This is a genomic window from Arthrobacter sp. 7Tela_A1 (assembly GCF_049311065.1).
In the GTDB taxonomy this organism is placed as follows: domain Bacteria; phylum Actinomycetota; class Actinomycetes; order Actinomycetales; family Micrococcaceae; genus Arthrobacter_B.
Window position 1 is genome coordinate 33,735 of record NZ_JAXIOO010000023.1, and the last position, 26,447, is coordinate 60,181.

30 protein-coding genes are annotated in these 26,447 nt (G+C 64.2%); 19 read left to right on the forward strand and 11 right to left on the reverse strand.

Translation table 11 applies throughout. The annotated features are described in order from the left end of the window. Positions 1-148: 148 nt before the first annotated feature. The 3 genes from TVB01_RS10930 to TVB01_RS10940 are packed head-to-tail and all read left to right on the forward strand — an operon-like array spanning position 149 to position 4,262. The gene (locus tag TVB01_RS10930; RefSeq protein WP_422455935.1) at positions 149-1,051 is read left to right on the forward strand and encodes an ABC transporter ATP-binding protein; all 903 of its coding nucleotides are present in this window, start codon (positions 149-151) and stop codon (positions 1,049-1,051) included. A 26-nt stretch (positions 1,052-1,077) separates the two neighbouring features. Further along, positions 1,078-2,139, forward strand: coding sequence for an iron-siderophore ABC transporter substrate-binding protein (locus tag TVB01_RS10935; protein ID WP_422455936.1), 1,062 nt, complete (start codon positions 1,078-1,080; stop codon positions 2,137-2,139). Positions 2,140-2,189: 50 nt separating this feature from the next. Continuing rightward, positions 2,190-4,262, forward strand: coding sequence for an iron ABC transporter permease (locus tag TVB01_RS10940; protein ID WP_422455958.1), 2,073 nt, complete (start codon positions 2,190-2,192; stop codon positions 4,260-4,262). A gap of 12 nt (positions 4,263-4,274) precedes the next feature. On the opposite strand, the gene TVB01_RS10945 is transcribed toward TVB01_RS10940, so the two are convergent. Further along, complete coding sequence (locus TVB01_RS10945) at positions 4,275-5,036, reverse strand: alpha/beta fold hydrolase (RefSeq protein ID WP_422455937.1); 762 nt, start codon at positions 5,034-5,036, stop codon at positions 4,275-4,277. A 237-nt stretch (positions 5,037-5,273) separates the two neighbouring features. Here TVB01_RS10945 and TVB01_RS10950 point away from each other — a divergent pair, with 237 nt between their 5' ends. After that, on the forward strand, positions 5,274-6,443 hold the full coding sequence (locus tag TVB01_RS10950; protein ID WP_422455938.1) for a hypothetical protein: 1,170 nt from the start codon (positions 5,274-5,276) through the stop codon (positions 6,441-6,443). 68 nt (positions 6,444-6,511) lie between these two features. Here TVB01_RS10950 and TVB01_RS10955 read toward each other — a convergent pair whose 3' ends face one another. Further along, entirely contained in the window at positions 6,512-6,865 is a 354-nt protein-coding gene (locus TVB01_RS10955; RefSeq protein ID WP_422455939.1) for a nuclear transport factor 2 family protein, read from the reverse strand. A 116-nt stretch (positions 6,866-6,981) separates the two neighbouring features. On the opposite strand from TVB01_RS10955, the gene TVB01_RS10960 reads away from it, so the two are divergent. Continuing rightward, positions 6,982-7,479, forward strand: a complete 498-nt coding sequence (locus TVB01_RS10960) for a winged helix-turn-helix transcriptional regulator (protein WP_422455940.1) — start codon at positions 6,982-6,984, stop codon at positions 7,477-7,479. 23 nt (positions 7,480-7,502) lie between these two features. Here the strand turns inward: TVB01_RS10960 and TVB01_RS10965 are convergent, their stop codons facing one another. Together TVB01_RS10965 and TVB01_RS10970 are read right to left on the reverse strand one after the other, a co-directional pair. Beyond that, positions 7,503-8,000, reverse strand: a complete 498-nt coding sequence (locus TVB01_RS10965) for a GNAT family N-acetyltransferase (RefSeq protein WP_422455942.1) — start codon at positions 7,998-8,000, stop codon at positions 7,503-7,505. 50 nt (positions 8,001-8,050) lie between these two features. Next, entirely contained in the window at positions 8,051-8,299 is a 249-nt protein-coding gene (locus TVB01_RS10970; RefSeq protein ID WP_211372324.1) for an Atu4866 domain-containing protein, read from the reverse strand. A gap of 238 nt (positions 8,300-8,537) precedes the next feature. Between TVB01_RS10970 and TVB01_RS10975 the strand changes: the two genes are divergently transcribed. Further along, positions 8,538-9,398 (forward strand): helix-turn-helix domain-containing protein, encoded by an 861-nt coding sequence (locus TVB01_RS10975; RefSeq protein WP_422455943.1) that lies wholly within the window; start codon positions 8,538-8,540, stop codon positions 9,396-9,398. 25 nt (positions 9,399-9,423) lie between these two features. On the opposite strand, the gene TVB01_RS10980 is transcribed toward TVB01_RS10975, so the two are convergent. Both TVB01_RS10980 and TVB01_RS10985 read right to left on the reverse strand, forming a co-directional pair. Next, entirely contained in the window at positions 9,424-9,651 is a 228-nt protein-coding gene (locus TVB01_RS10980; RefSeq protein WP_152225526.1) for a hypothetical protein, read from the reverse strand. Positions 9,652-9,704: 53 nt separating this feature from the next. Beyond that, complete coding sequence (locus tag TVB01_RS10985) at positions 9,705-10,436, reverse strand: helix-turn-helix domain-containing protein (RefSeq protein ID WP_422455944.1); 732 nt, start codon at positions 10,434-10,436, stop codon at positions 9,705-9,707. Between the two features lie 218 nt (positions 10,437-10,654). On the opposite strand from TVB01_RS10985, the gene cynS reads away from it, so the two are divergent. From cynS to TVB01_RS11000, 3 genes are all read left to right on the forward strand, one after another. After that, entirely contained in the window at positions 10,655-11,107 is a 453-nt protein-coding gene (cynS, locus tag TVB01_RS10990) for a cyanase (protein WP_387011997.1), read from the forward strand. Between the two features lie 10 nt (positions 11,108-11,117). After that, on the forward strand, positions 11,118-11,945 hold the full coding sequence (locus tag TVB01_RS10995; protein WP_422455945.1) for a formate/nitrite transporter family protein: 828 nt from the start codon (positions 11,118-11,120) through the stop codon (positions 11,943-11,945). Between the two features lie 239 nt (positions 11,946-12,184). Then, positions 12,185-13,318, forward strand: coding sequence for a Vms1/Ankzf1 family peptidyl-tRNA hydrolase (locus TVB01_RS11000; protein ID WP_422455946.1), 1,134 nt, complete (start codon positions 12,185-12,187; stop codon positions 13,316-13,318). Between the two features lie 11 nt (positions 13,319-13,329). Here the strand turns inward: TVB01_RS11000 and TVB01_RS11005 are convergent, their stop codons facing one another. Next, the gene (locus tag TVB01_RS11005) at positions 13,330-14,037 is read right to left on the reverse strand and encodes an alpha/beta fold hydrolase (RefSeq protein ID WP_422455947.1); all 708 of its coding nucleotides are present in this window, start codon (positions 14,035-14,037) and stop codon (positions 13,330-13,332) included. 70 nt (positions 14,038-14,107) lie between these two features. Here TVB01_RS11005 and TVB01_RS11010 point away from each other — a divergent pair, with 70 nt between their 5' ends. Together TVB01_RS11010 and TVB01_RS11015 are read left to right on the forward strand one after the other, a co-directional pair. Next, positions 14,108-14,800: a helix-turn-helix transcriptional regulator gene (locus TVB01_RS11010; protein WP_422455948.1), complete on the forward strand. Its 693-nt coding sequence runs from the start codon at positions 14,108-14,110 to the stop codon at positions 14,798-14,800. Positions 14,801-14,834: 34 nt separating this feature from the next. Then, a complete protein-coding gene (locus tag TVB01_RS11015; protein ID WP_152225513.1) occupies positions 14,835-15,065 on the forward strand; it encodes a DUF1040 family protein in 231 nt (76 codons plus the stop codon). Positions 15,066-15,100: 35 nt separating this feature from the next. On the opposite strand, the gene TVB01_RS11020 is transcribed toward TVB01_RS11015, so the two are convergent. Next, positions 15,101-15,907, reverse strand: coding sequence for a PIG-L deacetylase family protein (locus TVB01_RS11020; protein ID WP_422455959.1), 807 nt, complete (start codon positions 15,905-15,907; stop codon positions 15,101-15,103). A 28-nt stretch (positions 15,908-15,935) separates the two neighbouring features. After that, positions 15,936-16,112 carry a YegP family protein gene (locus TVB01_RS11025; RefSeq protein ID WP_091601164.1) on the reverse strand — a complete coding sequence of 59 codons (177 nt, stop codon included), beginning with the start codon at positions 16,110-16,112 and terminating at the stop codon, positions 15,936-15,938. Positions 16,113-16,294: 182 nt separating this feature from the next. Here TVB01_RS11025 and TVB01_RS11030 point away from each other — a divergent pair, with 182 nt between their 5' ends. Further along, complete coding sequence (locus TVB01_RS11030; RefSeq protein WP_422455949.1) at positions 16,295-16,846, forward strand: hypothetical protein; 552 nt, start codon at positions 16,295-16,297, stop codon at positions 16,844-16,846. Between the two features lie 137 nt (positions 16,847-16,983). Here TVB01_RS11030 and TVB01_RS11035 read toward each other — a convergent pair whose 3' ends face one another. Then, positions 16,984-17,811, reverse strand: a complete 828-nt coding sequence (locus TVB01_RS11035; protein ID WP_422455950.1) for a DUF4839 domain-containing protein — start codon at positions 17,809-17,811, stop codon at positions 16,984-16,986. A gap of 638 nt (positions 17,812-18,449) precedes the next feature. On the opposite strand from TVB01_RS11035, the gene TVB01_RS11040 reads away from it, so the two are divergent. The 3 genes from TVB01_RS11040 (at position 18,450) to TVB01_RS11050 (ending at position 21,123) form a co-directional block, all read left to right on the forward strand. Continuing rightward, complete coding sequence (locus TVB01_RS11040; RefSeq protein ID WP_191745536.1) at positions 18,450-18,617, forward strand: hypothetical protein; 168 nt, start codon at positions 18,450-18,452, stop codon at positions 18,615-18,617. Positions 18,618-18,882: 265 nt separating this feature from the next. Further along, on the forward strand, positions 18,883-19,569 hold the full coding sequence (locus TVB01_RS11045) for an ABC transporter ATP-binding protein (RefSeq protein WP_422455951.1): 687 nt from the start codon (positions 18,883-18,885) through the stop codon (positions 19,567-19,569). A gap of 3 nt (positions 19,570-19,572) precedes the next feature. Beyond that, on the forward strand, positions 19,573-21,123 hold the full coding sequence (locus TVB01_RS11050; RefSeq protein ID WP_422455952.1) for a DUF6297 family protein: 1,551 nt from the start codon (positions 19,573-19,575) through the stop codon (positions 21,121-21,123). A 731-nt stretch (positions 21,124-21,854) separates the two neighbouring features. Here TVB01_RS11050 and TVB01_RS11055 read toward each other — a convergent pair. After that, positions 21,855-22,559, reverse strand: coding sequence for a FadR/GntR family transcriptional regulator (locus TVB01_RS11055; protein ID WP_422455953.1), 705 nt, complete (start codon positions 22,557-22,559; stop codon positions 21,855-21,857). 127 nt (positions 22,560-22,686) lie between these two features. Between TVB01_RS11055 and TVB01_RS11060 the strand changes: the two genes are divergently transcribed. Genes TVB01_RS11060 through TVB01_RS11075 form a run of 4 tightly spaced genes read left to right on the forward strand, consistent with a single transcriptional unit; the run spans position 22,687 to position 26,249 of the window. Then, positions 22,687-23,706 (forward strand): ABC transporter substrate-binding protein, encoded by a 1,020-nt coding sequence (locus tag TVB01_RS11060; RefSeq protein WP_422455954.1) that lies wholly within the window; start codon positions 22,687-22,689, stop codon positions 23,704-23,706. Next, positions 23,706-24,509, forward strand: a complete 804-nt coding sequence (locus tag TVB01_RS11065; RefSeq protein WP_422455955.1) for an ABC transporter ATP-binding protein — start codon at positions 23,706-23,708, stop codon at positions 24,507-24,509. Before TVB01_RS11060 ends, TVB01_RS11065 begins: the two co-directional genes overlap by 1 nt. Further along, on the forward strand, positions 24,496-25,401 hold the full coding sequence (locus TVB01_RS11070; protein WP_422455956.1) for an ABC transporter permease: 906 nt from the start codon (positions 24,496-24,498) through the stop codon (positions 25,399-25,401). The genes TVB01_RS11065 and TVB01_RS11070 overlap by 14 nt, the downstream gene beginning before the upstream one ends. Next, positions 25,398-26,249: a fumarylacetoacetate hydrolase family protein gene (locus TVB01_RS11075; protein ID WP_422455957.1), complete on the forward strand. Its 852-nt coding sequence runs from the start codon at positions 25,398-25,400 to the stop codon at positions 26,247-26,249. The genes TVB01_RS11070 and TVB01_RS11075 overlap by 4 nt, the downstream gene beginning before the upstream one ends. Positions 26,250-26,447 lie beyond the last annotated feature (198 nt).

Here is a 26,447-nt window from a genome sequence, read left to right on the forward strand (position 1 = left end):
TCCCGGCAGACGCAGATTGCGTCCGCCCGGCCCAGCTTCTATTGTTGCTTAGGCAAGGCATGCCTAACCAACACCGCAGTGGTTCCAGCGGCCCGGCCGCGCCCGCCTGCAACGCCCGTCCTTCTTTCCTTCAGCCCTGAGGTTTGCCATGTCCCGGAGCAACACCCCGCGCCCTGAGCGGACCGGTACCCGGGAACCGGCAGCGCAGCCGGAGGTCACGCCGTCGACATCGCTCACCGGAGAGCAGATGCTCCTGCGCTACGGCAAGGACACCGTGGTGGACGGGGTTTCCCTAACCTTCCAGCCCGGCCAGGTCACGGCCCTGGTGGGCCCCAACGGCAGCGGCAAATCAACACTCCTGCGCTCCATGGCACGGCTGCATCGTCCCGACTCGGGCGAAATCATGCTCCGCGGCACCGGAGGCGAACGTGCCGCCGGCGCGCTCACCTCCCGCGAATTCGCCCGCGAAGTGACGCTCTTTTCCCAGTCACGTCCCGCCCCGCAGGGACTGAGCGTCCGGGAGGTCGTGGCGTTCGGCCGGCATCCCTACCGGCACCGCTTCGCCGGACTCGACGCCCGGGACCACGCGGTGATCAACCGTGCAATGGTCTCCACCGGCGTCGACGGCATGGCGGCCCGATCCGTCAGCGAACTCTCCGGAGGGGAAGTCCAGCGCGTCTGGCTTGCTGCCTGCCTGGCCCAGGACACCGGCGTCGTGCTCCTGGACGAACCCACCAACCACCTGGACCTGAGATACCAGATCGAGATCCTGGACCTGGTGCGGGACCTCGCGGACAGCGGAGTCGCAGTCGGCATTGTGCTGCACGACCTCGATCACGCCGCCCGCGTAGCCGATTCGCTGCTGCTGATGTCCGCCGGACGGATTCACGCCGCCGGCGAACCGCACCAGGTGCTGACTGAACAGAACATCTCGGAGGTCTACGGCCTCCGGGTCCAGGTCACCGTGGAGCCGGACACCCGGCGCATCCGCATCGACCCGCTCGGCCGGCACACCGCCCGGCACCGGACCACAGCTCCCGTTTCACCCTGAACACCCACCCGAGAGGCACCCCAAGAATGAACCGAGTCCGCCCGCTCGCCGCAGCAGCTTCCATGCTTGCCGCAGCCGCGCTCACCCTGTCCGCCTGCGGCACCACCGACGTCGAGGAACCGGCCAACGCTGCCACGGCCGCCACATCCGAGGCATGCGCCTCAGACACCACCGCCACGTCAACCGGCCCGGTCTCGCTGACCGACGGCGTCGGGCGCACGGTAGAGCTGGACAAGCCGGCCGAGCGCATCGCCGTGCTGGAATGGCAGCAGATCGAGGACGCCCTCACCCTGTGCGTCACCCCCGTGGCCGTCTCCGACGCCGAAGGCTACGGCACCTACGTCAGTGCCGAAACCCTCCCCGAAGAAGGCGTCGCAGACATTGGCACCCGCGGCGAGCCGGACCTGGACACCCTGTACGCGGCCGATCCGGACCTGATCATCGTGGAGGCGTTCAGCGCTGACGACGAGATCATCGCCCAGCTCGAAGAGCGCGGCGTGCCGGTGCTGGCAACCCTCGGCGCGAACGGCGCGGACCCGATCGGGAACATGAAGAGCGTCTTCTCGATGATCGCTGAAGCCACCGGACGGACTGAACGGGCCGAGCAGGTCCTGGAATCCTTCGACAAGCACCTGGCCGATGCCAAGGAAAAGGTCGCGGATGCTGATCTGGCCACCACTGACTTCCTCTTCTTCGACGGCTGGGTGGAGGGCGGAAACGTCACCATCCGCCCCTACGGCCAGGGTGCACTCTTCACCGCCCTCGGCGAAGAGCTGGGCCTGACCTCCGCGTGGACCGACGACATTGACTCGAAGTACGGCAACGGCGGCGTGGATCCGGCCTACGGCCTGGGCCAGACGGACATTGAAGGGCTCACCGCTGTTGGCAGCGCAAACCTCTTCTACTCCAATGACGAGGAAGTGGGCGGCTACGTCTCCGAACTCGAGAAGAACCCCATCTGGACCTCACTGCCCGCAGTGAAGGAAGGCCGCGCCTTCGCCTTCCCCGCAGGCGTATGGGGGGCAGGCGGCCCGCTGTCCAACCAGCAGGCCATCGACGCCTACGTTGACGCCATGCTGGCGGAGTGAGCGCACCGCTCCACACGCGGGACGTAACGCAGCCGCCGGCCCGCCCGGGCCTGCGGCTGCCCCTGCATAACTTCCTCCAGCACACTGCCGGCGGCCTGGCCGTCCTGGCGGTGCTGCTGCTGGCCGTCGTCTTCACCGGTGCCTGGCACCTGACCCAGGGAACTTCCGGCGCGGGGCTTGCGGACCTGTGGCGGCTCTTGGGCGGAGCCGAGGAAACCGTGGGCGGCGTTCCCATTGCCGATGTGCTGGTGGGGTCGCGGCTGCCGCGCCTGTTCGCCGGAGTTGCCGTCGGTTTTGCCCTCGGCGTGGCCGGCGCGCTGCTGCAGTCGGTGACCCGGAACGCGCTGGCTTCCCCGGACACGCTCGCCGTCACTGCGGGTTCCTACTTTGCGCTGACCGCAGTTGCGGCCTTCGGCCTGTCCGTGCCGCTCTGGGCCTCCGGCACCGTCGCATTCGCCGGCGGGGTGCTGGCCGCCGCCGTCGTGCTGGGCCTGGCCGGCCGCTCCGTCGGCTCCGGCACCACGCGCCTGATCCTGGCCGGTTCCGCGATCGCCATGGCGCTCGACGCCGGCACCGCCATGCTGCTCATCCTCTTCAAGGAAAACACCACCGGCCTGTTCGCGTGGGGCAGCGGATCGCTCGCCCAGCTGAACCTGGACGCCTCCGTCCGGGCAGCGCCGGTGATCATTGCGATGCTGTGCGTGGCGCTGCTGCTCTGCCGCCGGCTCGATGTCCTCAAACTCGGCGACGATACCGCCTCATCCCTGGGCGTTCCCGTCGCCTCGACCCGCGTCCTGGCCGTACTCTGCGCGGTGCTGCTGACCAGCATTTCCGTGACTCTCGCCGGGCCGATTGCGTTCGTGGGACTCGGCGCCCCGGTGCTGGCCCGCCTCTTGGCCGGCCGCGCACCGGTGCTCGGCCGGCACCTTTTCCTGCTGCCCGTCTCCGGCCTGCTCGGAGCGCTGCTGATCCTGCTGGCCGACGCCGGTCTGCGCGGACTCCTCGGCGCAGAAGGCGCCAGTTCCATTCCCACCGGTGTTCCCACGGCACTGCTCGGTGCCGTCCTGATTGTGGTCCTGGCGATGCGGATGCGGGATTCCGGCCCCATCTCGATGCCGCCGCAGGGCCGGCTCAGTGTCCGGACCCGGCGCCGGTTCCTGGCCGCCGTCGCCGTTTCCGCCGCACTGCTGGCGGGCGCCGTGCTGCTGGGCCTGCTGGCCGGGAGCCTGTGGCTGCGCACCGGGGACCTGGCCCTGTGGCTGAACGGTTCGGCACCGGACCTGATTGGCCGGGCACTGGATGACCGGTTCCCCCGGGTTGCCGCCGCGGTGCTGGCCGGTGCGGCCCTGGGCCTGGCCGGCTGCGTGGTGCAGGGAACCGTCCGCAACCCGCTGGCCGAACCCGGAATCCTCGGCATCACTGCCGGCGCCGGACTCGGCGCGGTCACCGTGGTGACTTCGAATATTGGTGGCGGACGCCCGGTACTGATCACCATGGCGGTGCTGATGGGCCTGGCCACGTTCGCGCTGATCGCCCTGCTGGCCTGGCGCGGCGGCCTGCTTCCGGACCGGTTTGTGCTGGTCGGCATTGGCTGCGGCTACGGGCTGAGTTCACTGACCACGTTCCTGCTGCTGCGGGCCGACCCGTGGAACACGCCGCGCATCCTCACGTGGCTTTCCGGCACCACCTACGGCCGGACGGTGCCCGACGTCGTGCCGGTGGCGGTTGGCCTGGCCCTAGCGGTGCCGCTGGTGTTCGGGCTACGGCGCCAGCTGGATCTGCTGGCGGTCGACGACGACACTCCCCGCATCCTGGGCGTCCGGCTGGAGCGGTCCCGCCTGCTGCTGCTCGGTGCTGCCGCGGTACTGGCATCGCTGAGCGTGGTGGCGATTGGCGCCGTCGGATTTGTGGGCCTGGTGGCTCCGCATCTGGCGCGGTTTATTGCCGGTGCACGGCATTCGCGGTTGATTCTGCTGTCCATGCTGCTCGGTGCGCTGCTCGTCTCCGTGGCGGACACGCTGGGCCGCACGCTGATTGCGCCGGCGCAGATCCCGGCCGGCCTGATGATTGCCCTGATTGGTGCGCCGTATTTTGTCTGGCTGCTGCGGCGGTCGCGGGGGTAGCGGTGGTTAGCCTTATGGAAGCTGGTCCAGAAACCCGCGGACGACGGCGCTGACCAGCGCCGGGCGCTCGGCGATCAGGCCGTGGCCGGCGCCGGGGACGATGCACAGCTGCGCTCCCGGGATAGAGGCGGCCATGAGCAGGCTGTGGTCTGGGCGGATGCTGTCCCGGTCCCCCGACATGATCAGCGTCGGCGCCGTGATCTGGCTCAGGTCTGCCGGATTGATGTGCGGTTCGGTGGTCCAGAGCCGGAAGAGTTTTGCCATGACGGCGTCCGCGTGGTCCGGGCCGTCCGGCGACAGCCGCTCGTAGGCCAGCCGTTCCCGGTCCGGCTTGTTGGTGTCCTTGGGTGCCGCGTGGACGGGCGGGCCGAGCACCGGCAGCGCACCGGCGTCGTTCTGAAACGCCGAGGGGTCAAGGTTCCCGCTGATGGCGATCAGGGAGCGGACCCGACCAGGGTGGTGCAGGGCCAGCATCACCCCGAGGACAGCACCGTCGCTGAAGCCGAGCACGTCAACCGATTCCAGGCCTTCGGCATCGAGGTAGGCCAGGGTGTCCGAGAGCCCGCGCTCGTAGCTGTAGCCGCCGTCGATGTCCGCCGACCGTCCGTGGCCGGGACGCTCGAACGCGTACACCTTCCGTTCAGCGGCCAGGGCGTCGGCTTGTTCCTGCAGCGCCTCCAGCGAGCAGAACCCGCCGTGCAGGAACAGGATCGGCCGGCCCTCGCCGGCCACCTCGGAATACAGGTCGACGCCGTTGATCCGGTGATAAGTCATGTGGTCCTGCCGTGGGGTTGGTGCTGGAAGTTTGCCCCGGGGCGGAGGTTTCCCCGGCGCCGGCTCCTTCCATTGTGACGGTACGTACGAGTTTCCCGCCTCCGGTTACAGTCCGAAATGATCGGAGGTCAGCTGCCCACGCTCCCTTCCGAATGTCCTTGACACTAAAACGGCACGGCGCGTCTTCTTGAAGCAGGGCATGGGGATGGCGCGGGACAACATTACAAGGAGCGACCCATGTCAGGCGCAAGCGGAAGCGGCGAAGGAGTGGAAACGGGGCGGACAAACCGCGCAGAGGGGCGAACAATCCTCTGGGCTCAGGTGCCGCCCGGGCAACCCAATTTCAACGGGCCGGCAATCTTCATCGCCGAGGTGGCCAAGGACGCCGATGACCCGGACGACTATGAGGACGGCGACTCGTTCATTCCGTCCAACTCTTTCGACGGGATCGTCGGCAAGGGCTGGAGCGGCGGCAGCGCCAGTAACTTCGGCGGAACGCCCGGAGGAACTGGAGTGGTGGGCCGGGGAGGCCGCAACCAGGGAACCGGAGTGTTCGGCCTGGGCGGCGGGACGCCGGAACCCGGCAACGGCGGTGCGGGCGGAATCGGGGTGCACGGTTTGGGCGGCCCGCAGGCCGACTTCTTCGCGGATTACACCACCCCGCCCGGCGCCGGCCTGGTGGGACAGGGCGGCCGGCAGTCAGAGTTCGACAACCGGCTGCGGCTTCCCCACGCGGCAGGCGTCATTGGCCTTGGCGGAGGAACAGGTCCGAATAAGGATCTCTTGCCTGCCCACCCGCTCTCCGACACCGGCGGCGTCGGCGTCTATGGCCAGGGGGCAGAACTCACCCTGACCATGGTTCCGCAGCAGGATGAAACCGGGACGATTCCCGGACCGAATGTTGCGAGCGGCCCCCGTTCAGCAGGCGCCGGCGTGCTTGGCAGGGGCAGCGAATCGACGGATCCCCGGGTACGGAACGCTTCCGGCGTCATCGGGCTCGCCGGCGGCGTCCCCATCCCGTCCAGCAACCAGACCCTGGGATTCGGCGTGGTGGGCCACGGACCGGTTGGCGTTCACGGCCGGGGGCTTGCCGGGGCAGGGGTGGAAGGTACGTCCTCAGGAGACCGCGGCGGAACCTTCCAGTCCGATGACGCTGCACAAATCCAACTAATCCCCGGGTTCTTTCGGGGCACGTATCCGCCCCCGGTATCGGTGGCACCCACTGCCCTCCCCTCCGGGCGGGAAGGTGTCGTCCAGCTGCCCAAGGACGGCCGCGGCGGGGACCTCATGGTGCTCTCCGACGAGGAGCGCAGCTGCACGCTGTGGTTCTGTGTGGAAGGAGTGAACTCCGGTCCGGCGAAATGGGCGCAGGTCCTTACGGGACCGGCCTTCGACGGCGTTGCCTAGGCGGGCCGCGGGGGCCGCCAGACACGGGCGGTCCGTCGGGACCCACGCAGGCCAGCCTGTTCCCGCCCTCAGGGCTCGATGGTCAGGGCACGGATTGCACCGTCGGCGAGGTCGAAGCGGTTCCACAGCACTACGGTGCCTCCGGGGAAGTTGCCGTCCAGGCGAACCAGCACCTCCGCGCGTGAACCTTCCACGACCTGACCAATGCGCGTGACGGTGTACTCGAACTCCGTGGAGGTGTTTGCTATCCAGCTGCTGATCGCGTCGGCGCCTTGGTAGGTGGATCCGTCGTCGACCACCACCGCATCCGGAGTAAACAGTGCGGAGGCATCAGCGTGCCGCTTGGCGTCACGCGCATCAAGGTATGCGGTGACCGCGGAGGGGAGGGCAGCGGCGTCGTACTCCGTAGGCGTTTGACTCATGGTTCTGCTCTTTTCCGTCCATCTTCGGTAGCTTCTACTTTAGAAGTAAGTAGTGGGTGCTAAGTTAGCAGTAAGTGGACCGAACGTCGAGCGGCCCGCCTGGAAAAGGAGAACCGATGCCGGCACGCGTGCGCATGGAAGACCGGGAATGCCCACTGTCCACGGCCATGTCCTACGTGGGCGAGTGGTGGACCATCCTGATCCTGCACGACTGCTTCGACGGGTACACCCGGTTCGACGAGTTCCAGGCCAACATCGGGCTCTCCTCAAGCATGCTGACCGCACGCCTCAAGACGCTGGTGGACAACGGCGTCCTCAACAAACGCCCGTACCAGGACAAGCCCATCCGCCACGAGTATGTGCTGACGGACTTCGGACGGTCGCTGCGCCCCGTACTCGTGGCCATGGCAGCATGGCGCAACGCGCAGCTCCTCCCGGAACAGCGGGCAATGATCCTGGTCGACTCGGAGACGGGCCAGGAAGTGGAACCTGCCGTCATCGATCCCGGGAGCGGACTGGGTGTGGAGGATACCCGGTTTGTGTTTACGGCCGGGCCAGCGGCGGGTCCGGAAATGCGGGCACGGTACGACGGCGGGAGCCGGCCAGGCTCTTAAGCTTGCGGTTCGCAGACCATCGCTTAGTCAAGGAAGAGGGCCATCCAAACGTCGTCGGCCCAGCTGCCGTCCGGCTGAAGGAACTCCTGCCGGAGCTGCCCTTCCACAGCGAAGCCGTGTTGGCGGTAAAGCTCAACGGCAACCGTGTTGGTTGACAGTGCGCGGAGCCCGAGCTTACGTGCTCCGCGCCGTCGCGCTTCATCAACGGCGGCATCAAGGAGTTGGTGGCTGATACCCCGGCCCCGTTGGCCGGGGCCAACCACCAGGGCGTTCAGGTGCAGCACATGATCGTTCTTGGGAATGGGAATGTGGCGGGCCAGATGCGCGTAACCGGCAATGGAATCACCGTCGACTGCAACGATGACATCCTCGGGACCGCGGCGGTTGTCGAAGAACGGAGCATCAGCATCGTTGGGCGGAAAGACTTGGACTTCCGGCGCCCACGCTGAGGCGTCCAGCCGGGCGAGGGCCTTCCCGTCCGTGGCTGAGGCGGTTCCAATATGCAAGGTTTCTTTTTCCATTCAGTCAGAGCAGCACGGGCAGTTGAGCATGGTTCACCTGTACGGATCGTCTACGAGGACCGGTACAGGGTCATGCCGGCGTGGTAAAAAATGCCGTCCACGAATTCTCCATCAGCGGTGAAACCGGTGTCATCGAGATAGTCGATGTGGTTTCCGGTGACGGTGTAGCTTCCGGTGTACGCTGCCTCCCGTGTCCCGCGGGCCTCGACATAGCGCCCGTTGGCCAGCAGCTCATGGCGCACGTGGGAATCCGCTGTTTTCCACATTCCCACGTAGGGGTGCATTGATCGTTCGGTCATGGGTATCTCCTGGGATATCGTCTGGAATCTGGCGGCGATTATGGATAAAACCGCTTCAACATCATTCATGACGGTTTGAGGTACAAACAGGCCCTGCCGCACCCCGGCTAAACTCAACCTGTTTCAACCGGCCGTCCGGCTGAAGCGCCCAGTCACGAACCGCCTGCAGAGGCGCCGCTCGTCAGCCAGGGTGCATTACGGCCTGCCTGGCCCAAGGAGTGTCGGGCAGAATATGGGCATGACTTCCACAGGCCGCGGGCCGTTTTTGTCTGCCCGCCGGGCTGCCATCTCTCCGGAGGCTGCGAACATTCGCTGGAGCGGAGTTCGCCGGGTACCAGGCCTCCGGCGCGAAGAGGTTGCAATGCTGGCCGGAGTGAGCGTGGATTACTATGCCCGGCTCGAACAAGGACGGGAACTCCACCCCTCGGCGTCGGTTCTTGATGCCCTTTGCCGGGCGCTTAACCTGAACCACGATGCCCGCGAGCATTTGTTCCGACTGGCCGGCGTCGCCCCTGGCACCGTTCCCGTCGCGGTCAGGGAGCACGTCGATCCGTCCCTGCTCGCCCTCATGGACTCATGGTCCGAGACCCCGGCGTTCCTGTTCAACCACCGCTTGGATATTCTGGCGCGGAACCCGCTGGCTGCCGCTCTCTACCGCGGGTTCACCAACGCGGACAACCTCGCCCGGATGACCTTTCTGGATCCAGCCGGGCCGTCGTTCTTCGCCGATTGGCATCGTGCTGCGGAGGCGTGCGTCGCGAACCTTCGGCTGGCCCTGGGCTACGACGCCAACGATCATGCCGCCCTCGCGCTCGTCGAGGAACTCAGCGCCGGCAGCGTGCATTTTGACGCACTCTGGGCCAGCCACAACGTACGCGGAAAAACGCATGAGGCCAAGACATTCCTGCATCCGGAGGTCGGATCACTCACGCTCGAATTCACCTCTTTCGATGTCCGGAGCGCCCCGGGCCAGCAGCTGATCGTCTACCGCGCGGAACCATTCTCTCCAAGTGACACTGCCCTGAGGCTTCTGGGAACGATTTCCTGCCCGGTTGAAGACACCGCCGACGCTGACACTGGCGCTGCCTTCGGTCGGTGACAGTCGGCACGGTCAACCGATTGTGTTACCGGGGCTGTTCAGGTGCCGGCTCCTGCCAGCCTCCGCGGTGCGTCATGGACGGCGGCACCGGTTCCGGTGCCCGCCAGACGACGATGAGCAGGGTCGCGATCGGGCCCAGCAGGATTGAGATGAGGAACCAGTTCCAGCGTGAGCGGTTCTTCTGTTCCGCCAGGCCTGCGTTAATCAGGGCGAGGGTGAACCAGAAGGTGCCGGAGCTGACGTAGTTATCCATCGGGCTACCCAATCACACATGGCGGGGGAACGCCTCGAATAGCGTCCGGCCGTTCATGCGGACAACGACGCCGGCACCTGGCTCGGTGCGCAGCCGAACCGCTGCCGGAACGCCCGGGCGAACGTGCCGGGGTCCAGGAACCCGGAAGCAAGGCACGCTGTCTGCACGGCATGGCCCCGCGCCAGGAGCTCACGGGCGTGCTCGAGCCGGACCCGCCGGATTTCTGCTGCCGGGGACGTTCCGGTTTCAGCGAACAGCGCCTGGACGGAGCGCACCGAGAGATGCGCCGCGGCGGCAAGCTCCGCCGTCGTGAACTGCGGGTCAGTAAAGCGGGTGCTGATGGTGCGGCACAGCGACTCGCGCAGTTCTGCGCGGGCCTGTGCCGGCGAGGTGCGCGCCCCGGAGCCCCGGCGGCGCAGCTCCCGCACTATTTGTGCCTCGGCGCGCGGTTCGGGGCTGAAACTCAGCAGGGTGGCGTGGCCGTCTGAGATGCTGCGCGTGGACCAGCGGACCGGGCGCGTATCCCCTGCCCGGGTGATGAAGCATTCGGTGGCCGGTTCCGATCCTGCGGATCCGACAATCGGACACTCGTGTTCGGGATACGGGGTTCCGTCCGGGCGGCGGCAGTGCAGGAGGTCATGGCTGGGACCGCCAACGACGTCGTCGTCTCCCCGGTAGCCGAGGAACCGGATCGCTTCACGGTTGGCGAGCGCCACGAGACCGTGTGAATCAATGACCCACAGCGGTACGGGTGCTTCGCGGACCACCTGCGCCAGCAGATCCATTTCCTGCCCTTTCCCTCGGCTCTCACACGGCCCCCAGTTCAACACCCTAGGAACCCTGAAAGGCAGTTCCGTTGCCTGGTTGTTTCAGGCAGGTAAAAGGCCGTGCTGGCTGCGTTTTTTGCTGGATGTGCTGCGCAAAAAGCCTGACGCGCCTCTTCCGGGCACTCCTACTTTGAGTTCAGGGCAAGTGCCTGCAGGCCATTTACGAGGAGGCAGAAATGACGAACTGGAACACCACCCGAGACCAGGCAACACTCAAGGTGCGCACCGCCGTCGCCCGTTCGGATTCATCCTGGGCGCAGCTTGCAGAGCAGTTGGACCGGCCGCTGCTGTGGACCATCGCAGCGCTCCTGGGCTCGCATCCGGTGCCCGCGGAACTGGCGGAGAAGGCGGGCGAGCTGCTGGACCTGGATGAGGAGACGGTGCTGGCGCTGCAGGAACAGCCGTACCGGATTGCCGGGGACTCGCTGAAGGACGATCCCACCATCTACCGGTTCTACGAGCTGCTCGCGGTCTACGGGCCGGCGCTGAAGGAAGCCATCCACGAGGAGTTCGGCGACGGCATCATGAGCGCGATCAACTGCAACGTGGAGCTGACCCGCCGCGAGGATCCGGACGGTGACCGCGTGCGCGTGATCATCGACGGCAAGTTCCTGAAGTACCAGTGGTAGGGGGCCCGCGATGAGCTATGTGATTCCCAAGGATTTCGCGGTCCGGATGATCGACGCCGGACACTCCAAGGTGATGCTCTCCACCCGGGACACCCTGATCCGCAGCTATATGGCCGGCGCCATCCTGGCCCTGGCCGCGGCTTTCGCCGTCACGGTCAGCACGCAGACCGGGTCGCCGTTGCTGGGTGCGATTCTGTTCCCTGTGGGTTTCTGCATGCTCTACCTGATGGGCTTTGACCTGCTGACCGGGGTGTTCACGCTGGTGCCGCTGGCGTGGCTGGACAAGCGGCCGGGCGTTACCTGGAATTCGATGCTGCGGAACTGGGGGCTGGTGTTCCTCGGCAACTTCGCCGGCGCACTGACCACCGCCGTGCTGATGGCGATTGTGTGGACCTACGGCTTCTCCTCCGGGGTGAGCGAGGTGGGCCAGGCAATCGGGCACCTCGGCGAGGGCCGGACCGTGGGCTACGCGGAGCACGGCGCGGCCGGGATGCTCACCCTGTTTGTGCGCGGGGTGCTGTGCAACTGGATGGTGTCCACCGGCGTCGTCGGCGCAATGATGTCCGACAGCCTGCCCGGCAAGGTGATCGCCATGTGGATGCCGATCATGCTCTTCTTCTACATGGGCTTTGAGCACTCTGTGGTGAACATGTTCCTGTTCCCGGTGGGCCTGATGCTCGGCGGCGAATTCACTCTGATGGACTACCTGATCTGGAATGAGATCCCCACAGTGCTCGGCAACCTGGTGGGCGGCCTGACCTTCGTGGGCCTGATGATCTACGGAACGCATGCCCGGACCGCGCCGGGCCGGCAGTTCGCGGCAAAGGTAAAGGTCTAGATTCACTGGAACGACGACGGCGGCGGGCCGGCGTTCGGGGATCGACCCCGGGTGCCGGCCCGCGTTTCCGGCAGCATCAGGGCCTAGGCAGATCCGGGGCAGCCAAGCACGCCCGGAGAGAGTCCGCGGCAAGGTGGGCTGCAGCTCCGCGACACCTATAAATGCCGCCGACGCCGGTGCTAGCGTGAAGCAGGGATTGATTCGCTGTGAGGCCGCAGGCCTTGCGGAAGGAGATCGTCATGACCCGTAAACTCCACGAATTTGCTGACCTGTACCGGCGCAGCGGCCCCTGGTGCGTCGCCTACATCGACGCTTCCGCAGGGAATGTGGACAGCCTGGAAGCCGCAGAGGTCCGTCCGGTCGACGTCAGGAGGGCGCTGGCTCAACAGGGTGCACCACCGGAGGACCAGGAAGCCGCTGAAACCGCGGTGCTTCCTGCTGAGGGGCTTCCTTCCCCCGTCTCCCGCTACCTCCTCGTCCAGCAGGGCACTGTGGCGTTAAACGAACTCCTGCCCGGAGAGCTGGTACTGCCGGAGCGGGTCTCGGTGGATCCGATTCCCGATCTGCTGCCGCTGCTCAAGCACCGCCCCGAGGAACTGCCCTACATTGTTGCGGAAGTCTCGCGGGAGGACGCGGAGATCCGCCTGCTCTTCGTCGGCCGTGAAGAGTCCTCCGTCGAGGATGTGGAGGGCGAGAAGGAAGACATCACCAAGTTGCCTGCCGGCGGCTGGTCACAGGACAAGTTCCAGCGGCAGACCGAGCAGGTCTGGAAGCGCAACGCGGACCAGGTCGCGGAGCAGATCGACCGGGTCGTGGACAGCAGCGGAGCCAGGCTGATCGTGCTTGCCGGCGACGTCCGGGCGCGTGGACTGGTACGGGACCAGCTCACCGAAGCCCACAAGCCGCTGGTCAGCATGATCGATTCCCATATGCCGGTGGCCGGGGCCGGCCGCAGGGCTTTCGAGGACAAAGTCCAGGAGCGCATTGCCCTGCTGTGGGCTGCAGAGCAGGAACAGATCATGGATCGGCTGGCTCAGCAGCAGGGACAGGCCAACCCGGAGTCCGTCACCGGTTTAGGAGGGGTGCTGACTGCCCTGCAGCAGGCCCAGGTGGAACTCCTGATCCTCAATGACACAGCGCTGGCGGACCACCATGTGCTGGCCCTCGGAGCCGAACCCTGGGTGGCCAGCGCCCCTGAGCAGTCCCTCGGTGCTGAGGTCCTGGGTGCCGTTCCCGCGCCGGCAGGTTTGATCCGAGCGGCTGCCCTGACCGACGCCAGCCTGCTGCTGGTGCCCGACGGCGTCCTCCCCCACGGCATCGATGTTGCTGCCCTGCTCCGCTGGCCCACCGGTCCTGCGGCGCCGGGGAGCTGACCCGGGCCGCCTCAGCTGGCAGCAGCCGCAATGACGTCCGCCAAGTCACCCGGCCGGCTCCACATCGGCCAGTGGCCGGTGGGGAGGTCGAGAACTTCCACGTCCGTGAGCTCCGCGGTTTCGGCGAACATCGGATGCCCCGACTGGGCCAGTTCCAGCATCTGCGCACCCGGAATCGAGCAGCACACCAGTGTGGTGGGGACGTTGCGGCGGCCATCGTTGGTCAGTTCGATCGGTTCACGCAGCACGGAACCGGGCTCCGGGACGGCCCGGGTACGGAACCGTTCAAGGATCTCTTCGCTCAGGCCCTCCAGGCTCGCCTGCTGTCCCAACTCATCGAAGGCCGGCAGCGGCAGCTCAGCCGCGTCCTCCGGGAAACCGGGCAGGAAGACACTTCCCGGCCCTACAGGCCCGGAGTCGACCCACACCATTCGGTGGATGAGTTCGGGGTGCTGGTCCAGGACCAGGCTGACGGGGAAGTTGGCGCCGCTGTGCGCCACGAGGGTGACCGGCCCGTCCAGGCCGGTAACGACGTCGGCAATTGCCGCTGCCTGTTCCTCGAGGGTCCGTGTTGTGCGGGCGGGATCCTCCGGATCCAGCCCGGGGAGAGTGAGCGCGACGGCGTTGGTCTGGTCAAGGTGTTCCAGGACTTCATCCCAGGCCCAGGCTCCCAGCCAGTGGCCTGCGATCAGGACGATGGGGCTCTTCGTAGTGTTCATGTTCCAACCTTCTCCCCTCGCATGGGCAGGTGTATGTCACTATTTATGTCATGAATTTTGGAGTGCCCGCGTGAGGCGGACCGAGCGGCTCGTGGCCCTGTCCGAGATGCTGCGCCGCAGCGGTAACCGGGGCTGCTCGGCCGAGAACCTAGCCAGGGAGTTCAGCGTCTCCGTGCGGACCGTGAAACGGGACCTCGATGCTCTGGAGAACAGCGGCGCACCTATCTGGTCCCGCCCCGGGCCCGGCGGCGGATACGGCCTGGCGAGCGGCGGCTCCCTGCCTCCCGTCACCCTCTCCCCCGCGCAGGCGGTGGCCCTGATGGCCGCTGTCTCCGCGGCGTCGGACGCTCCCTACGCTGATCTAGCCTCCGCCGGCGTCCGCAAAATCCTGGACGTCCTGGACCCGCGCACCCGTGCCCGGGCCGATGAGCTGGCATCCCGCGTGTGGGTCAACGCCCCGCCCGCGTCCTCCCGCGCGGTCCGGTCCGCACTGGAAGAAGCGATGGCGGACCAGCGGGTGGTCCGCATCCGCTACACCGCAAAGGACGGCGCGGTGACAACGCGCGACGTCGAACCCATCCTCTTTGCCTCCACCAGCGGCCGGTGGTTCCTGGTGGGATGGTGCAGGCTGCGGAACGGGATCCGGTGGTTCACCGTCTCCAGCATCGAGCGGGCGAGCGTCACTGCGATGGAGTGCACCGGGCACTCCATTGAGGAGGTCGGCGAACCGCCGGCTAACGCGAGGCCGGTGCACGGGCGGTAGACCAGTAGCAGCCCGAATCCTTTAGGCTTCGGGGATGCATGAGGACAGCCTTAACGATTACTCGACTCTGACTCCCCGTCCTGCCGACCGGATCAATGAATTGCTGGAACTGGTTGCGGCCGATTGGAAGCGGTCAGGAAACGACCAGAGGTTCTTTCAGTATCTGGCCAACCTTCAGCATGATCTGGACCTGCCGAAAGATCCGTATGACGTCGAGGACAGCAGCCTCATTGCCCTGCTTCGGGAAAGGGCAGCCCAGGACTAGGCGGTCCCGCAGCCGTTCTTCAGCGCCCCGCGCAGTCAGCCCAGCCCTTCGAACACGTCGCCCAGCACGGGAGCTCCCGGCTGCCTGGGCGGCCAGGCCTGCACCAGTGGTTCGACGCCCACCATGCGGTTCCAGCGGGCGTCCTCCTCCGCGTCCGGCGGCACGCCCGGCGAGATCACGTGGCGCTGCGTCCGGTGCTGCAGCAGCCCCGCCACTATCCGGTCCGCGACGCTCCTGACATCCACCTCGATGCCAATCTCTTCGTCCGGAACGGGGTTCACGTCATACATCCGGCCCGCTTCCCACGGCTTCAGGCCGCGGCGGATCCGGCCGCTGTTCCAGCGCTCCCAGGTGGAGTGGCGGACACAGCCGTGCAGCAGCCGCTGCAGGCCCGGACCGCCGTCGGCACGCAGCCGGGTAAATGCGGCGTCGGTGGCGGCTCCCACCGCAATGTGGTCGGGATGCGCGGTGAGTCCTTCCGGACCAAAGGTGGCGACGACGTCGGGCCGTTCCTGCGCCAGGATTCCGCCGATGCGTTCCACCAGCTCGGCAAACGGCACTTGGTTCACGCCGCCGTCGTCGTAGTCCAGCCATTCGTGCCGGTCCGGCGGCCGGCCGTGCGCGATCCACGCAGCGTCCATCTCCCGGCGGCGGATACTGCCGAGGTCTTGGCTGACCGGCGGGTAGGCGGGATCGATCAGTCCGGCGCCGCCGTCGGTCGCGTGGACCAGGACGAACCGGAAGCCGGGATCGTGCTCGTGCAGGGCCACGGTTCCGGCGAGCCCGTACGCGTCGTCGTCGGGGTGCGCGACGACGAGGGCCAGGCAGCGGGAACCATCCATCACTTCGCTGGGCTGCGGCGTCGGGCCGTCAGGTCAGATCGGTGATTTTCGCATTGGCGTTGGAGCGGACGGACTCTACTCCCTTGAGCGCCGACGCCTTCGATTTGTAGCTTTCGGAGGACGCGATGACCTCTCCGTTGCCTGCCTTCAGGCGGAACCTGAATCCGCCGGCTTTGTCCTGATAGACCTCGAATTTCCCTGCCATGGCTGCCTCGCTTGATCCGGTTCCAATGCCGTTTATCCAGCGTATTCCCGTTCGGGAAAGTCAAACCGTCCCAGCACAAACTTCGCCGGGCGCAGTCGCGCGGACCGGGAGCGTCCCGCTGAGGTAGATTTCCAAGCAGGATCAGCGGGGAACACGCTGTGGGCAAAGGTCATGGGGGAAGCATGTCAACGGCGACGATCTTGCAGATCGCGATCACGACCGGCGTGACCGTGTTTATCGCCCTTATTTCGTGGTGGGCGCGTAAACACCCCAACCGCTCCAAGGACCATCCGGAACGGATCCGCCCGCCCAAGGTGGTGCCGGGAGTCGGATGGCTCTTCATCGCCGTCGGGCTCCTGATGGGTCTGGCGGCCCTTTCCATTGAAGACCCGGAGATTGGGATGGTCATCAGTTCCGTGGCCATCTTTGCTGGCGGGTTGATGTTCCTCTGGATCTACCGGAAGGTCTATGTGGCACCGCGCCAATATGAGCTGGCTTTCCGGAAGATCTTTGGGCCGGAGCAGGTGCTCCCCTACAGCGACATTGTCGACTACCGGATGCAGCGGATGAAAGGACAGCCGTTTCTGTGGGTCAGATTCGCCAATGGCGTCAAATACAGCCTGAACGTTAATGCCTTCAATGTGGCGCCCATGATGCAGGCCATTGATTTCCACCGGGCTACGGGCCGCTGGCCCATGCCAATTGATGCCATCCATCTTCCGCCCGTGGACTGAACCTCGAAAACGGTCACCAGCGGAGGGATTAGTCTGCCGGACGGTCGCGAGTCAGATCGAAGATGGCGAGTTCCACCTGCGCACGGGTCCTCCCATAAGGAGTTCTGAGCAGTCAACCGCGCATGATCTGCCTTCCTCTACCGGAACTCGGTCTCGACGGGCTCCAGAAGAAACAGGCAGGAATTGTCTTCGTATTTTCCAACTTGCGCCGTAATCCGGAGGTTGTCGCGCACGCCGATGGTGTCGGGAAGGTCGCTGTCCGGGAAGTGCAGGTCGGAGGTGGTGTTGACATCCCTGAACTGGAAGTTCGGCCCAGATGCGCTTGTCTCGCTAAAGTCTCCGGCACCAATCAAGATGTCATACCGCGTCTTGTAGCCGCCATGAGGGTTCATCGCGCCGATACTTCCGTCGAACGCGATGGTCTTCCCCTGATATTGGGCGGCAAAGCCAGCAATTGAATCGCTGCAGTAGTCGCCTTCAGCTAGCAGAGCCGCTAGCTCACTGCTGTTTTCAACGGTGAGTATTTCATCCTCTGGTTCAACGGCCTCAGGTTTTTCGGATGCTTGCTCGCTTGGCGCCACTTGCGCCGGCATGGAAGGCTCGGGCGCCGGTTCGCTTGAACTGCTTGGTGACTGGGCCGGACTCGCGACAGCATCGCCGTCTCCCTCTTGGATCACACCGACTGTGATAGCGAGGGCGATTAGGAGGACAACGAAACCACCTGCCACAACTTGAACGCGCAGTGGCAGCTTTCGCAGGAGGACAACGGCACCATCTGCCATAGCCTTAAAGCTCAGCGGCAGCTTTCGCACTGGGCGCCGGAATGTGATCTCGGACCGCAATGTCCCCTTGTCTTGAGAGACGGGTTCCCAGCCTTCCTTCTCCCATTTCGCCGTTGTCCTGGCTTCAGCGCCTCGGATTGCCCGCACCGTCTTGAACTCGTACTGCACTTCGTTGTCAGCCACGCGGCTTCCGTTCCCTATTTGCGTTTATATAGGTGCTGAGCCTAGCAACCGGCGCGACTTAGTCTGGTGCCTGGACCGTCAAAAAGTAAGCCATTCGGAGGACTGTGGCACGAATGAATGACATTGTCGGCTCACCACGGGAGTTCTAGGAGCAATACCTCGGATTGGTCAGCGAGCAGCCCGCCCCTCAAACATTTCCGACGTCACACCGTAACATAGGAAATCTCGGCAACTGCGCAAGCGAGCCCCCTGTCCCTCCATCCCACGCGCGCCGGACACCAGTCCTCCAGCCACACACAAACTGGACGAAGGTGCGCACGTGCAGCACCTGTTCACCAACAGCCCCAGCAGACCTACTGGGGGACGCTTCGGGTCACCAACCCGCTGTGCGTTCTTCGGAGACCCGGCTGCATGACATTCCTGCTGGTGGCGGACACTGCTGCGCAGTGACTACCAGAACAAGGTGGCGGGCCGGTTGACGGCGCAGCAGCTACTGCGCGGGGCATCGTTCATGGGGACAGGATTCAGGACGATCGAAGTTTCCGGCGAGGACATGCCCGGACTCCGGCCAGCAGCTATGGCAAGACAAACATGTGGGCCAAAGCCGCCCACACTTCGGGCTTCGAAGTATTGCCTGGATGAGCAGCCAGCGCGACGTAGAGAAGTCCTATGTGTCTTTCGGCGACCGCTTGCGGGAGGATGATTTCGCGGTCGAACCGGCCTATGGGCGGGCATTCGAACTGCCGAGCGACGATGAGTGGCTGACGCGGCTCTGCTTGCCGTTGATGGTGGGGGTTCGCAGGTAACCCAGCAGGGGAGATTGCGCCTCCTGATTTACCGGAACGCCTGTGCGGCACCGCGCCAGTAATGAGGTGCCGTCCGCAGGGTCTTGGCAGCTCGGAACACCTCCGCCCCTACGCTGCGGGCCATCGATTACCAACGGGCCACCGGGCGGTGGCCATTTCCGGTTGATGCCGCCCATCTGCCGCAGGGTCTCTGACCGCGTCTCGAACCGTAGGCGTACTCATCCAGCTTGCTGGAGGCAGTCAACAGCTCCGCTAAATTGAACCCATGACTTTCCCGGGGGCCGTGCTCGATATTTCCAACCTGTCCGTAGGCTACGGCGGCATGCCGGTCTGCGGTCCGATCACGGCACGCGCCGACTCAGGCGAGATCCTCGGCGTCGTTGGCTTCAACGGCGCCGGGAAGTCCACGGCCGCGCGCACCATCGCCGGGAAGCAGCAGATGCTCGACGGCGAGGTCCGGGTCCACGGGCTGCCGGTCAACGAGGACGCGATTCCGTTCCGCCGGCAGGTCGCCGCGCTGTTCGACGAGGACGCATTCTTCCCCTCCCTCTCCCTGCGCGAGCACCTGCAGCTGGTCGCCCGCGGCCATTCGGTCCCGGACCCGGACGCCGCCGTCGACGCCGAACTGGACTTCTTCGCCCTGCAGGAGAGGGCCGACGCCGTTCCCGCCTCCGTCTCCTCCGGCCAGCGCCGCCGGCTGCTGCTCGCCTCGGCCCTGATCCGCCCGTCGTCGCTGCTGATCCTCGACGAACCGGAGCAGCGCCTGGACCCCGCCATGAGCGAACTTGTGGGAGAACGCATCCAGTCCTATGCCGACGACGGCGGGACGGTCCTGCTGGTCACGCACGATCCGGCGCTGCTGCTGGCCACCGCGCAGCGGTGCCTGCTGATTGACGACGACGTCCGGGAGATCGCGCCCGAACGCGCCGCCGCGGAAATCGCCGGACGCTGACCCATGACCACCGACACCGTCCAGGCACCTCCCCCGTTCGACCCGATCCGCTACACCCGGCAGGCCTCGCGGGCGTTTTCCCGCGGCCGGACCCGGTTCCGGGATGCTTTCGTCGACGTCTACACCGCCGTGCTGGCGCTCGGAACTATCGCAGCCCTGGCTGTGGGGCTCGTCCTGGCCCTGCGCGAGCAGGTCGCCCAGGCATGGAACGTCGGTTCCGGGCGCACCCTGGTGGCGCCGCCGTCGTTCTCCCTGCCCGACGGCGCGGCAGCGGCTGTGCTGGTGTTCGCGGCCCTGGCTGCGGTGATGGTGATCGCCCGGAAGCTGGGCCCCGCGGCGGTCAGCGGACCCGAAGGGTACTGGTGGCTGGGGCTGCCGCTGGAGCGGCGGCCGATGGTGGCGGGACGGCTGGTCCGGCGCCTGCTGCAGGTGTGGGCGGGCACGTCCCTGCTGTATCTGCCGTTCGGGTTTGTGATGGACCTGGAGACCAGTGTTCGGGGACAGGTCCTGGCGGCTGCGACGTTTGGGGCGGGTGCGGTTTGTGCCGTGCTGCTTGCGGGTTTGCAGCAGGCCCGGCCGGCTCTGCAGGCGGCGGCTGAGCGGCGCCGCGGCATGCTTCCCGGCCTGTTGGTGCTGGTGCTGGTGCTACTGAGTCTGGTCACGGTGCGGGTCGCCGCGGGGTCATGGGCGCTGGCGGTCGGAGGCCTGGGTGTCACCGTTGCCCTCGGCCTGCTCGTATTCTCCCGGCTGGATCGGATCCCGGGCCGGGAGCTGATCCGCGGCGGCGCGGTGTCCGGGCACACCGGCGCCGCGGTGTACCTGATGGATCTCAATGAGATCGGCAGGGCGCTTTCGGCAGAGCCCGACGGCGTTGCCTCCCCTCGTGCGGCGCGCTGGTATGCGCGGGGCGGGCGCACTCCGTTTGGTGCTCTGCTGCGTGCGGATACCGCGGCGTTCCTGCGGACCCGCGGCCTGTGGGTGCGTCCGGTGCTGGTGCTGGCGGTGCTCGTGGTTGTGTTGCTGGCCGGCGGTGCCCAGCCTCCGCTGGTGCAGCTGGGGATGATCGCTGTGGCTGTGTTTGCGGCGGTTCCGGCGCTGGGTGCGGTGGCCCGGCGGACGGCAATCATGCCGGGCCTGGACATGCTGCTGCCGCTGTCGGTGTCCGTCGTGAAGCTGAGCCGGATGGCGCTGCCTGCCGCTGCGCTGGCGCTGTGGACTGCCGTGTTGTGTGCGGTGCTGGTGCTGCTCGGCGCAGGTGAGCCGTCGCTGATCGCCCTGGGTGCGCTGGCCGGCGTGGGGTTTGGTGCGTCGGCGGTGCGGGGCGCCTATCGGCCCCAGCCCGACTGGAGCCTTCCGCCCAAGGACACGCCGTTCGGTCCGATGCCCAGCGCCCAGGCCGGCTCGATGGTCCGCGGTTTCGACACGACCCTGCTGGCGCTGGTTCCGCTCCTGCTCGGGCTGTTCCTGGGGTATGTGCCAGGGGTGTTGCTGCTGGCGCAGGCTGGTTTCTCGGCGGTGTGTGTTCTTGTGTTGATGTATTCGCAGCCTAAATAGGCTCCGCATAGGATTACCCTCGGAAATCAGAATGACGCCATAGAGTTGGGGATTCACAGGCTCTGCCGTGGCCTGGACATTCGGCTTGCCTGCCTCACAGTTGAAGTTGAGCAATGGCATTTGGAAATATGCTCCGGCGGGGGACGGCAGTGGGGGACGTGCGTCTGCTGACCGCCGCAGTCATACCGCTGTCCGGATGCGACTCGCGGGCAACCCTCACTCCGGATGAGGTGATCGAGGGCTTGCAGCACTACCCGGAAACTCCGGCTACCAACCCCAGGAGCGTTACTGAGGAAAAGTGTGGGGAGACGGTTCCGTGAAAATCTGCGGTTATGGCCGACGAACTGACTGTCTACAAGTTCGCCAACAAGGACGAGCCTGCAGCCTTCGCACAGGGCCTTGGCCAGGACGGCTACCAGTCCGACTGGATCGTGCTCGAGTACGAAGGTGCAGCGAACGACACCGATCCCACAAAAGCCACCTATGCGGACATGGTGGCTCGATGTGGTCTACGGGCTAACCGCCCACCGATGACATCTTCCAACGCCTTCATGACAGCCGCCTATAGCGTGACGCTCGCCCACCAACCGACGACCAGTCGACCACTGCCAAAGCCTACGAGCACCAGGGAGAGCGTTCCACACTTGGCCTCGTGGAGATCTGGACAGATGCCACAGAAGACTGCCAGGGTGCGTTCCTCTAACCGGTTTATTGACTTCCCCCTCGGACGATCAGGCGCCCGCACTGTCAGGCTGGTGCCTACGAATTGCGTCAGCAACGCTCTCTAGCTCTCCGGCCTCAATAACATCCACCAGCTCGGCATGCACCCGGATTCTATGCTCATAGTAGGACTCGTCGGCTGCTCCTTCTGTGCGAAATATTTCAACCACGCGACGAGATATAAAGTCCATAAGCCCCAAGTATGTCGACCGGAGAAGAAGATTTGGACTAATTTCTGCGATTCGAACATGGAGATCCCAGATACCAGAGACGAATAGGCGAGGATCTGATTTGCTACTCGCTATTTTCGACAATTTACTCCGAAGATCAGCCACATCCTCAGCTCGTCTATGAACCACGGCTTCCTGCAGGACCATAGTCTCTAAGAAATCACGAAGAGCAATAGCATCGGTCACAGAGTCTGCTTCCAGGCCCACTGCCAATAGGAAACGACCCAGCTGGACGGCCGAATCTGGCGGGGCGACAAACAGGCCTCCGCCCGGACCCGGCCGGAGAAACACACATCCTCGGTCATGCAAGATCCGGACGCCCTCATTCACCGTAGCCCTCGCGACACCGAGTGATTCACGAAGTTCATCTTTGGTGCAGATCCTGTCGCCGGGGGCCAGGTTCCTGCGTCGGATCTCCGACTCGACGTGTGCGGCCACCTCCGAGGATTTGGACCCCATTTCGAGCGGGACTGTGTTCGTCTTCATTTCATCTCCTACGTTCGCATGCGGCGAGTGGCCACCCGTTGACCAACCCCACCACGTGAGCTAGCTTACAGCCTAATGGTTATAACCATTAGGCTGTTTGAGCATCAGGATCGACAAAGGAGTCACCATGAAGCACAAAACATCACTGGGTGTCGCGATACTGAGCATCCTCTGCATCGCCGGCTGTTCAGATTCTCCGGCCGGGGAAGCGGCCTCCACCGATACCGACAGCATGTCCGTGACGGTAGCGCTGGCCAACAGCAGTTGCGTCTTCGGTTTTCCGACCTATGTAGCGGCAGAGAAGGGTTTTTACGCAGACAACGGGCTAGACGTCACCATTCAAGGCTTGAACGGATCTGCTGCAGTACTCCAGGTAATGCTTGCCAATCAGGCACAGATCGGGAATCCCGGCGCTGTACCGGCCCTCAATGCCAAGGCGCGGGGGGAAGACATCGTCTTCGTAGCTAACACAAACCCGGGAGGCTCATTCGTACTTGTATCCCCAGAGGACGATGGACTAAAAGACGCAGCGGACCTCAGAGGCAAGACCATAGGCGTGGCCACAGCCGATGGCAACGAGGTGAGCTTTATGAAAGCCATCATGCAAGCAGCGGGTGTAGAGGAAGGTGAATACAACGTGCTGGTCGTCGGTGAGGGAGGACAAGCTGTTGCCGGCTTCTCGCGGGGCGATATCCACGCTTACGCCGCTTCCATGGATGGCATGGCGACTATCGAGCACTCGGGCATTCCCCTGACCGATTTGACTGGGACAGCAGCAAAGCATCTGTTCGGTAATGCGCTTGCAGTAACCGCTGAATACCTGGATTCGAACCCAGAGGCCGTGCAAGCGTACGGAAGGGCATACAACCAAGGCCGGGAATACGGCCTGGCGAATTTTGACGAGGTGCTTGAGATTTGCGAAAAGTACCAACCACAGGAAGTTGAAGACCCGGCATATGCCAAAGCGCTCTTCGAAGCGACTAAGAAAACGATCACATCTCCCGATGGCGACGAGTTTGGACGCTTTAATCCAGACTACTGGGAACGAGTCGTTCAGGATCACGTTGACCGAGGCGAGATTTCTGAGGGACAGATTGACCCCGAGGATATGTACACAAATGAATTCGTTGAGGGGTATAGCAGCTGATGGCGGGCACTACGAACACCCAAGAGACGACAGTCAGCTACCGAATAAACGCCGTCAGCCATATTTTTCCTGAAGCGGGGGTGCAGGCACTAAGCAATATCAATCTAGAACTGGAGAAGGGTTCAATCACATCGCTGATCGGCCCAAGCGGATGCGGAAAATCCACTCTGTTGAACATGTTGGCGGGGTTGCTAATACCCAGTTCCGGCACGGTAACACTTGGTGGCAGCCAATTCACCGAGCCTCCAGATGAGGTGGGAATCATGTTTCAGAAAGCAACCCTCCTTCCTTGGTGGACCACTGTTGAGAACATCTTGCTGCCTATCGCTTTACGTGACGGCTCCAAGGCCGCAAGAGCCAGTCGAGGAAAGGCTATTGAGCTACTCGACACCGTGGGGCTAAAGGGGTTTCACAATTCCTACCCACACGAACTCTCTGGGGGCATGGCCCAGCGTGCCGCCATTTGCCGCATGCTCATTACGGAACCGGAAGTGCTGCTCCTAGACGAGCCGTTCGGTGCGTTAGATGAATTGACCAGGGAACGCATGGATATTGAATTGCAACGTATTGCACTCAGCCGCAGCGCCACCGTCGTTCTCGTGACCCATTCTATTCCTGAATCCGTCTTTCTCTCGGACCAGGTCTTCGCCATGTCGGCACGTCCGGGGAGGATCGAAGAAGTCATCGAAATAGATCTGCCACGTCCTCGAACTATGCAGACGCTGAGCGAACCAAAATTCGCCCAATACGTCGGGCGGGTCCGCGAAGCATTGAACCGAGGACACGACAATGATGACCGTTAGGGATCGAATCGCCGGGTCCTATCCACAAAGCTGGAGGTCCGGGCGGACGAAGGCCAAGATAACAGGGCCCGTACGGCGGATAAGCCGCTTCTTCAACAGCCTGCCCCAGCCCGTTGCCGTCACGATAGTCGTCGTTACAGTTCTGACCGCTTGGCAGTTGGCGACGACCCTCGGTGCGGTCTCAACGATTATTTTGCCATCCCCGCTGATGGTCGCCGAAGAACTGTGGTTCGTTCTCCGGCAACTGTTTACTGGCGGGATGCTCTCCGAGCAATTGCTCATCACTGTTCAGGAGATCCTATTAGGTTTCACCATCGCATCCATCGTCGGGTTTGTTGTTGGGCTATGGATTGGCCAGACGAACTTCGGCCATAGGGCGATCATGCCCCTATTCGTCCTCCTAGAGGCCACACCAAAAATTGCCTTCGCTCCCGTGTTTATTGCCTGGTTTGGGTTTGGACTCACATCCAAGTTTCTCATGGCGGCATTCATGTCGCTGTTTCCCATAATAATTGGCACGGCCTCCGGACTTGCCGCAACCTCGGACGATGAACTCAAACTCTTCCGCTCCATGAAAGCGCGTCCTTGGGATGTATTTTGGAAACTCAAGATGAGACGTGCGCTCCCGTTTATTTTTGCTGGTCTGAAGGTGGCCGTTGTATCGGCAGTGACCGGCGCGGTTGCCGCAGAGTTCATTGGCGGGGGCATGGGTTTCGGTGAACAAATTCGGGTTGCGGCATCCCGTCTCGCACTGGATCGCGTATTTGCTCTGATTATTTGCCTGAGCTTCCTGGGCCTTGCTTTGTTCTCCTTGGTCTCGTGGCTCCAGAGACGCATCACGTTTTGGGACACCCCAAAGATTTTCCGTTCAGTCCGAAAGGTTACAAAATGAAAATTGCCCGCGCTGAAATCTCAGGTAAGGAAGAGTACGTTGTCGAAGGAGAAAACGGAGAATGGATTCGACTCTCCCCGCATGGAATTACACCTCAAAACAGCCGCGAACTGGTCGAGTGCTTAGATGAAATCGCTGCGGTACGCGCCGGGGTGACTAACGCTCAGGAGGCCGTCGTCGAACGCTTCCTCTGCCCCATCGTCAGTCCCATGAATTCGCTCGCTATCGGGAGAAACTATGCCCTCCACGCCCAAGAGACGGGTTCGGAGGTTCCAGACCAACCGATGATGTTCACCAAACTCATTGGTTCATTCACTGGGGCAAATGACGTCATTCCCTTGGATCTGCAACTCACGAACAAACTCGACTATGAGGTTGAGCTCGTCGTCCTGATCGGGAGAACTGCCAGTAGAGTCCGGCGGGAGGACGCGCTCAAGCACGTAGCTGGCTATCTAGTGGGCAACGACGTCTCCGCCCGCGATTGCCAACAGCGGGACGGCCAATACGACAGGGCTAAAGGCATGGATGGTTTTGGGCCACTCGGCCCGTGGATTACTACAGCGGAGGACGTTTCCGACCCGCAGAACCTGTCTCTCGTGAGTTCCGTAAACGGTGAAGTCAGGCAATCCTCCAACACCCAGCACATGATTTTCGACGTTGCCTTCCTTATCGAGTACCTGTCCGCTGGAATCACATTGCATCCGGGTGACGTCATCTGGACTGGAACACCTCATGGAGTTGCTCTGGGAATGGGGGACGATAATGCATTTCTCAATCCTGGTGATCGGATCAAATGCGAGATCGATCAGTTGGGCGCCCTAGACAACCTTATTACCGCACGCACGTAATGCGCAGACCGGCTCGGGGAGGCACCAGGCACCCCGGGCCGGTCGGGTTGCCATCCTGTAGCCGGTAAAGACATACATTTAGGGGCCGACCTCTGACAGCAGCGCCATCTCCCCGTTGACTCGTTCGGAGCTCTCCCGCCCGGACATGCTCCATTGTCCGATTCAGATGTTCCTTGCGTTCCTAGGGCGGGCGGGGTT

Coding starts and splice junctions, on each gene's coding strand:
- TVB01_RS10935 (WP_422455936.1), top strand. CDS start 1,078: ATGAACCGAGTCCGCCCGCTCGCCGCAGCAGCTTCCATGCTTGCCGCA.
- TVB01_RS10945 (WP_422455937.1), bottom strand. CDS start 5,036: ATGACTTATCACCGGATCAACGGCGTCGACCTGTATTCCGAGGTGGCC.
- TVB01_RS11060 (WP_422455954.1), top strand. CDS start 22,687: ATGAAGCACAAAACATCACTGGGTGTCGCGATACTGAGCATCCTCTGC.
- TVB01_RS11005 (WP_422455947.1), bottom strand. CDS start 14,037: ATGAACACTACGAAGAGCCCCATCGTCCTGATCGCAGGCCACTGGCTG.
- TVB01_RS10980 (WP_152225526.1), bottom strand. CDS start 9,651: ATGGATAACTACGTCAGCTCCGGCACCTTCTGGTTCACCCTCGCCCTG.
- TVB01_RS10955 (WP_422455939.1), bottom strand. CDS start 6,865: ATGAGTCAAACGCCTACGGAGTACGACGCCGCTGCCCTCCCCTCCGCG.
- TVB01_RS11015 (WP_152225513.1), top strand. CDS start 14,835: ATGCATGAGGACAGCCTTAACGATTACTCGACTCTGACTCCCCGTCCT.
- TVB01_RS10960 (WP_422455940.1), top strand. CDS start 6,982: ATGCCGGCACGCGTGCGCATGGAAGACCGGGAATGCCCACTGTCCACG.
- TVB01_RS10975 (WP_422455943.1), top strand. CDS start 8,538: ATGACTTCCACAGGCCGCGGGCCGTTTTTGTCTGCCCGCCGGGCTGCC.
- TVB01_RS11070 (WP_422455956.1), top strand. CDS start 24,496: ATGATGACCGTTAGGGATCGAATCGCCGGGTCCTATCCACAAAGCTGG.
- TVB01_RS10930 (WP_422455935.1), top strand. CDS start 149: ATGTCCCGGAGCAACACCCCGCGCCCTGAGCGGACCGGTACCCGGGAA.
- TVB01_RS10995 (WP_422455945.1), top strand. CDS start 11,118: ATGAGCTATGTGATTCCCAAGGATTTCGCGGTCCGGATGATCGACGCC.
- TVB01_RS11055 (WP_422455953.1), bottom strand. CDS start 22,559: ATGAAGACGAACACAGTCCCGCTCGAAATGGGGTCCAAATCCTCGGAG.
- TVB01_RS11030 (WP_422455949.1), top strand. CDS start 16,295: ATGTCAACGGCGACGATCTTGCAGATCGCGATCACGACCGGCGTGACC.
- TVB01_RS11040 (WP_191745536.1), top strand. CDS start 18,450: ATGAGCAGCCAGCGCGACGTAGAGAAGTCCTATGTGTCTTTCGGCGAC.
- TVB01_RS10985 (WP_422455944.1), bottom strand. CDS start 10,436: ATGGATCTGCTGGCGCAGGTGGTCCGCGAAGCACCCGTACCGCTGTGG.
- TVB01_RS10965 (WP_422455942.1), bottom strand. CDS start 8,000: ATGGAAAAAGAAACCTTGCATATTGGAACCGCCTCAGCCACGGACGGG.
- cynS (WP_387011997.1), top strand. CDS start 10,655: ATGACGAACTGGAACACCACCCGAGACCAGGCAACACTCAAGGTGCGC.
- TVB01_RS11025 (WP_091601164.1), bottom strand. CDS start 16,112: ATGGCAGGGAAATTCGAGGTCTATCAGGACAAAGCCGGCGGATTCAGG.
- TVB01_RS11050 (WP_422455952.1), top strand. CDS start 19,573: ATGACCACCGACACCGTCCAGGCACCTCCCCCGTTCGACCCGATCCGC.
- TVB01_RS11045 (WP_422455951.1), top strand. CDS start 18,883: ATGACTTTCCCGGGGGCCGTGCTCGATATTTCCAACCTGTCCGTAGGC.
- TVB01_RS11000 (WP_422455946.1), top strand. CDS start 12,185: ATGACCCGTAAACTCCACGAATTTGCTGACCTGTACCGGCGCAGCGGC.
- TVB01_RS11065 (WP_422455955.1), top strand. CDS start 23,706: ATGGCGGGCACTACGAACACCCAAGAGACGACAGTCAGCTACCGAATA.
- TVB01_RS10950 (WP_422455938.1), top strand. CDS start 5,274: ATGTCAGGCGCAAGCGGAAGCGGCGAAGGAGTGGAAACGGGGCGGACA.
- TVB01_RS10970 (WP_211372324.1), bottom strand. CDS start 8,299: ATGACCGAACGATCAATGCACCCCTACGTGGGAATGTGGAAAACAGCG.
- TVB01_RS11075 (WP_422455957.1), top strand. CDS start 25,398: ATGAAAATTGCCCGCGCTGAAATCTCAGGTAAGGAAGAGTACGTTGTC.
- TVB01_RS11020 (WP_422455959.1), bottom strand. CDS start 15,907: ATGGATGGTTCCCGCTGCCTGGCCCTCGTCGTCGCGCACCCCGACGAC.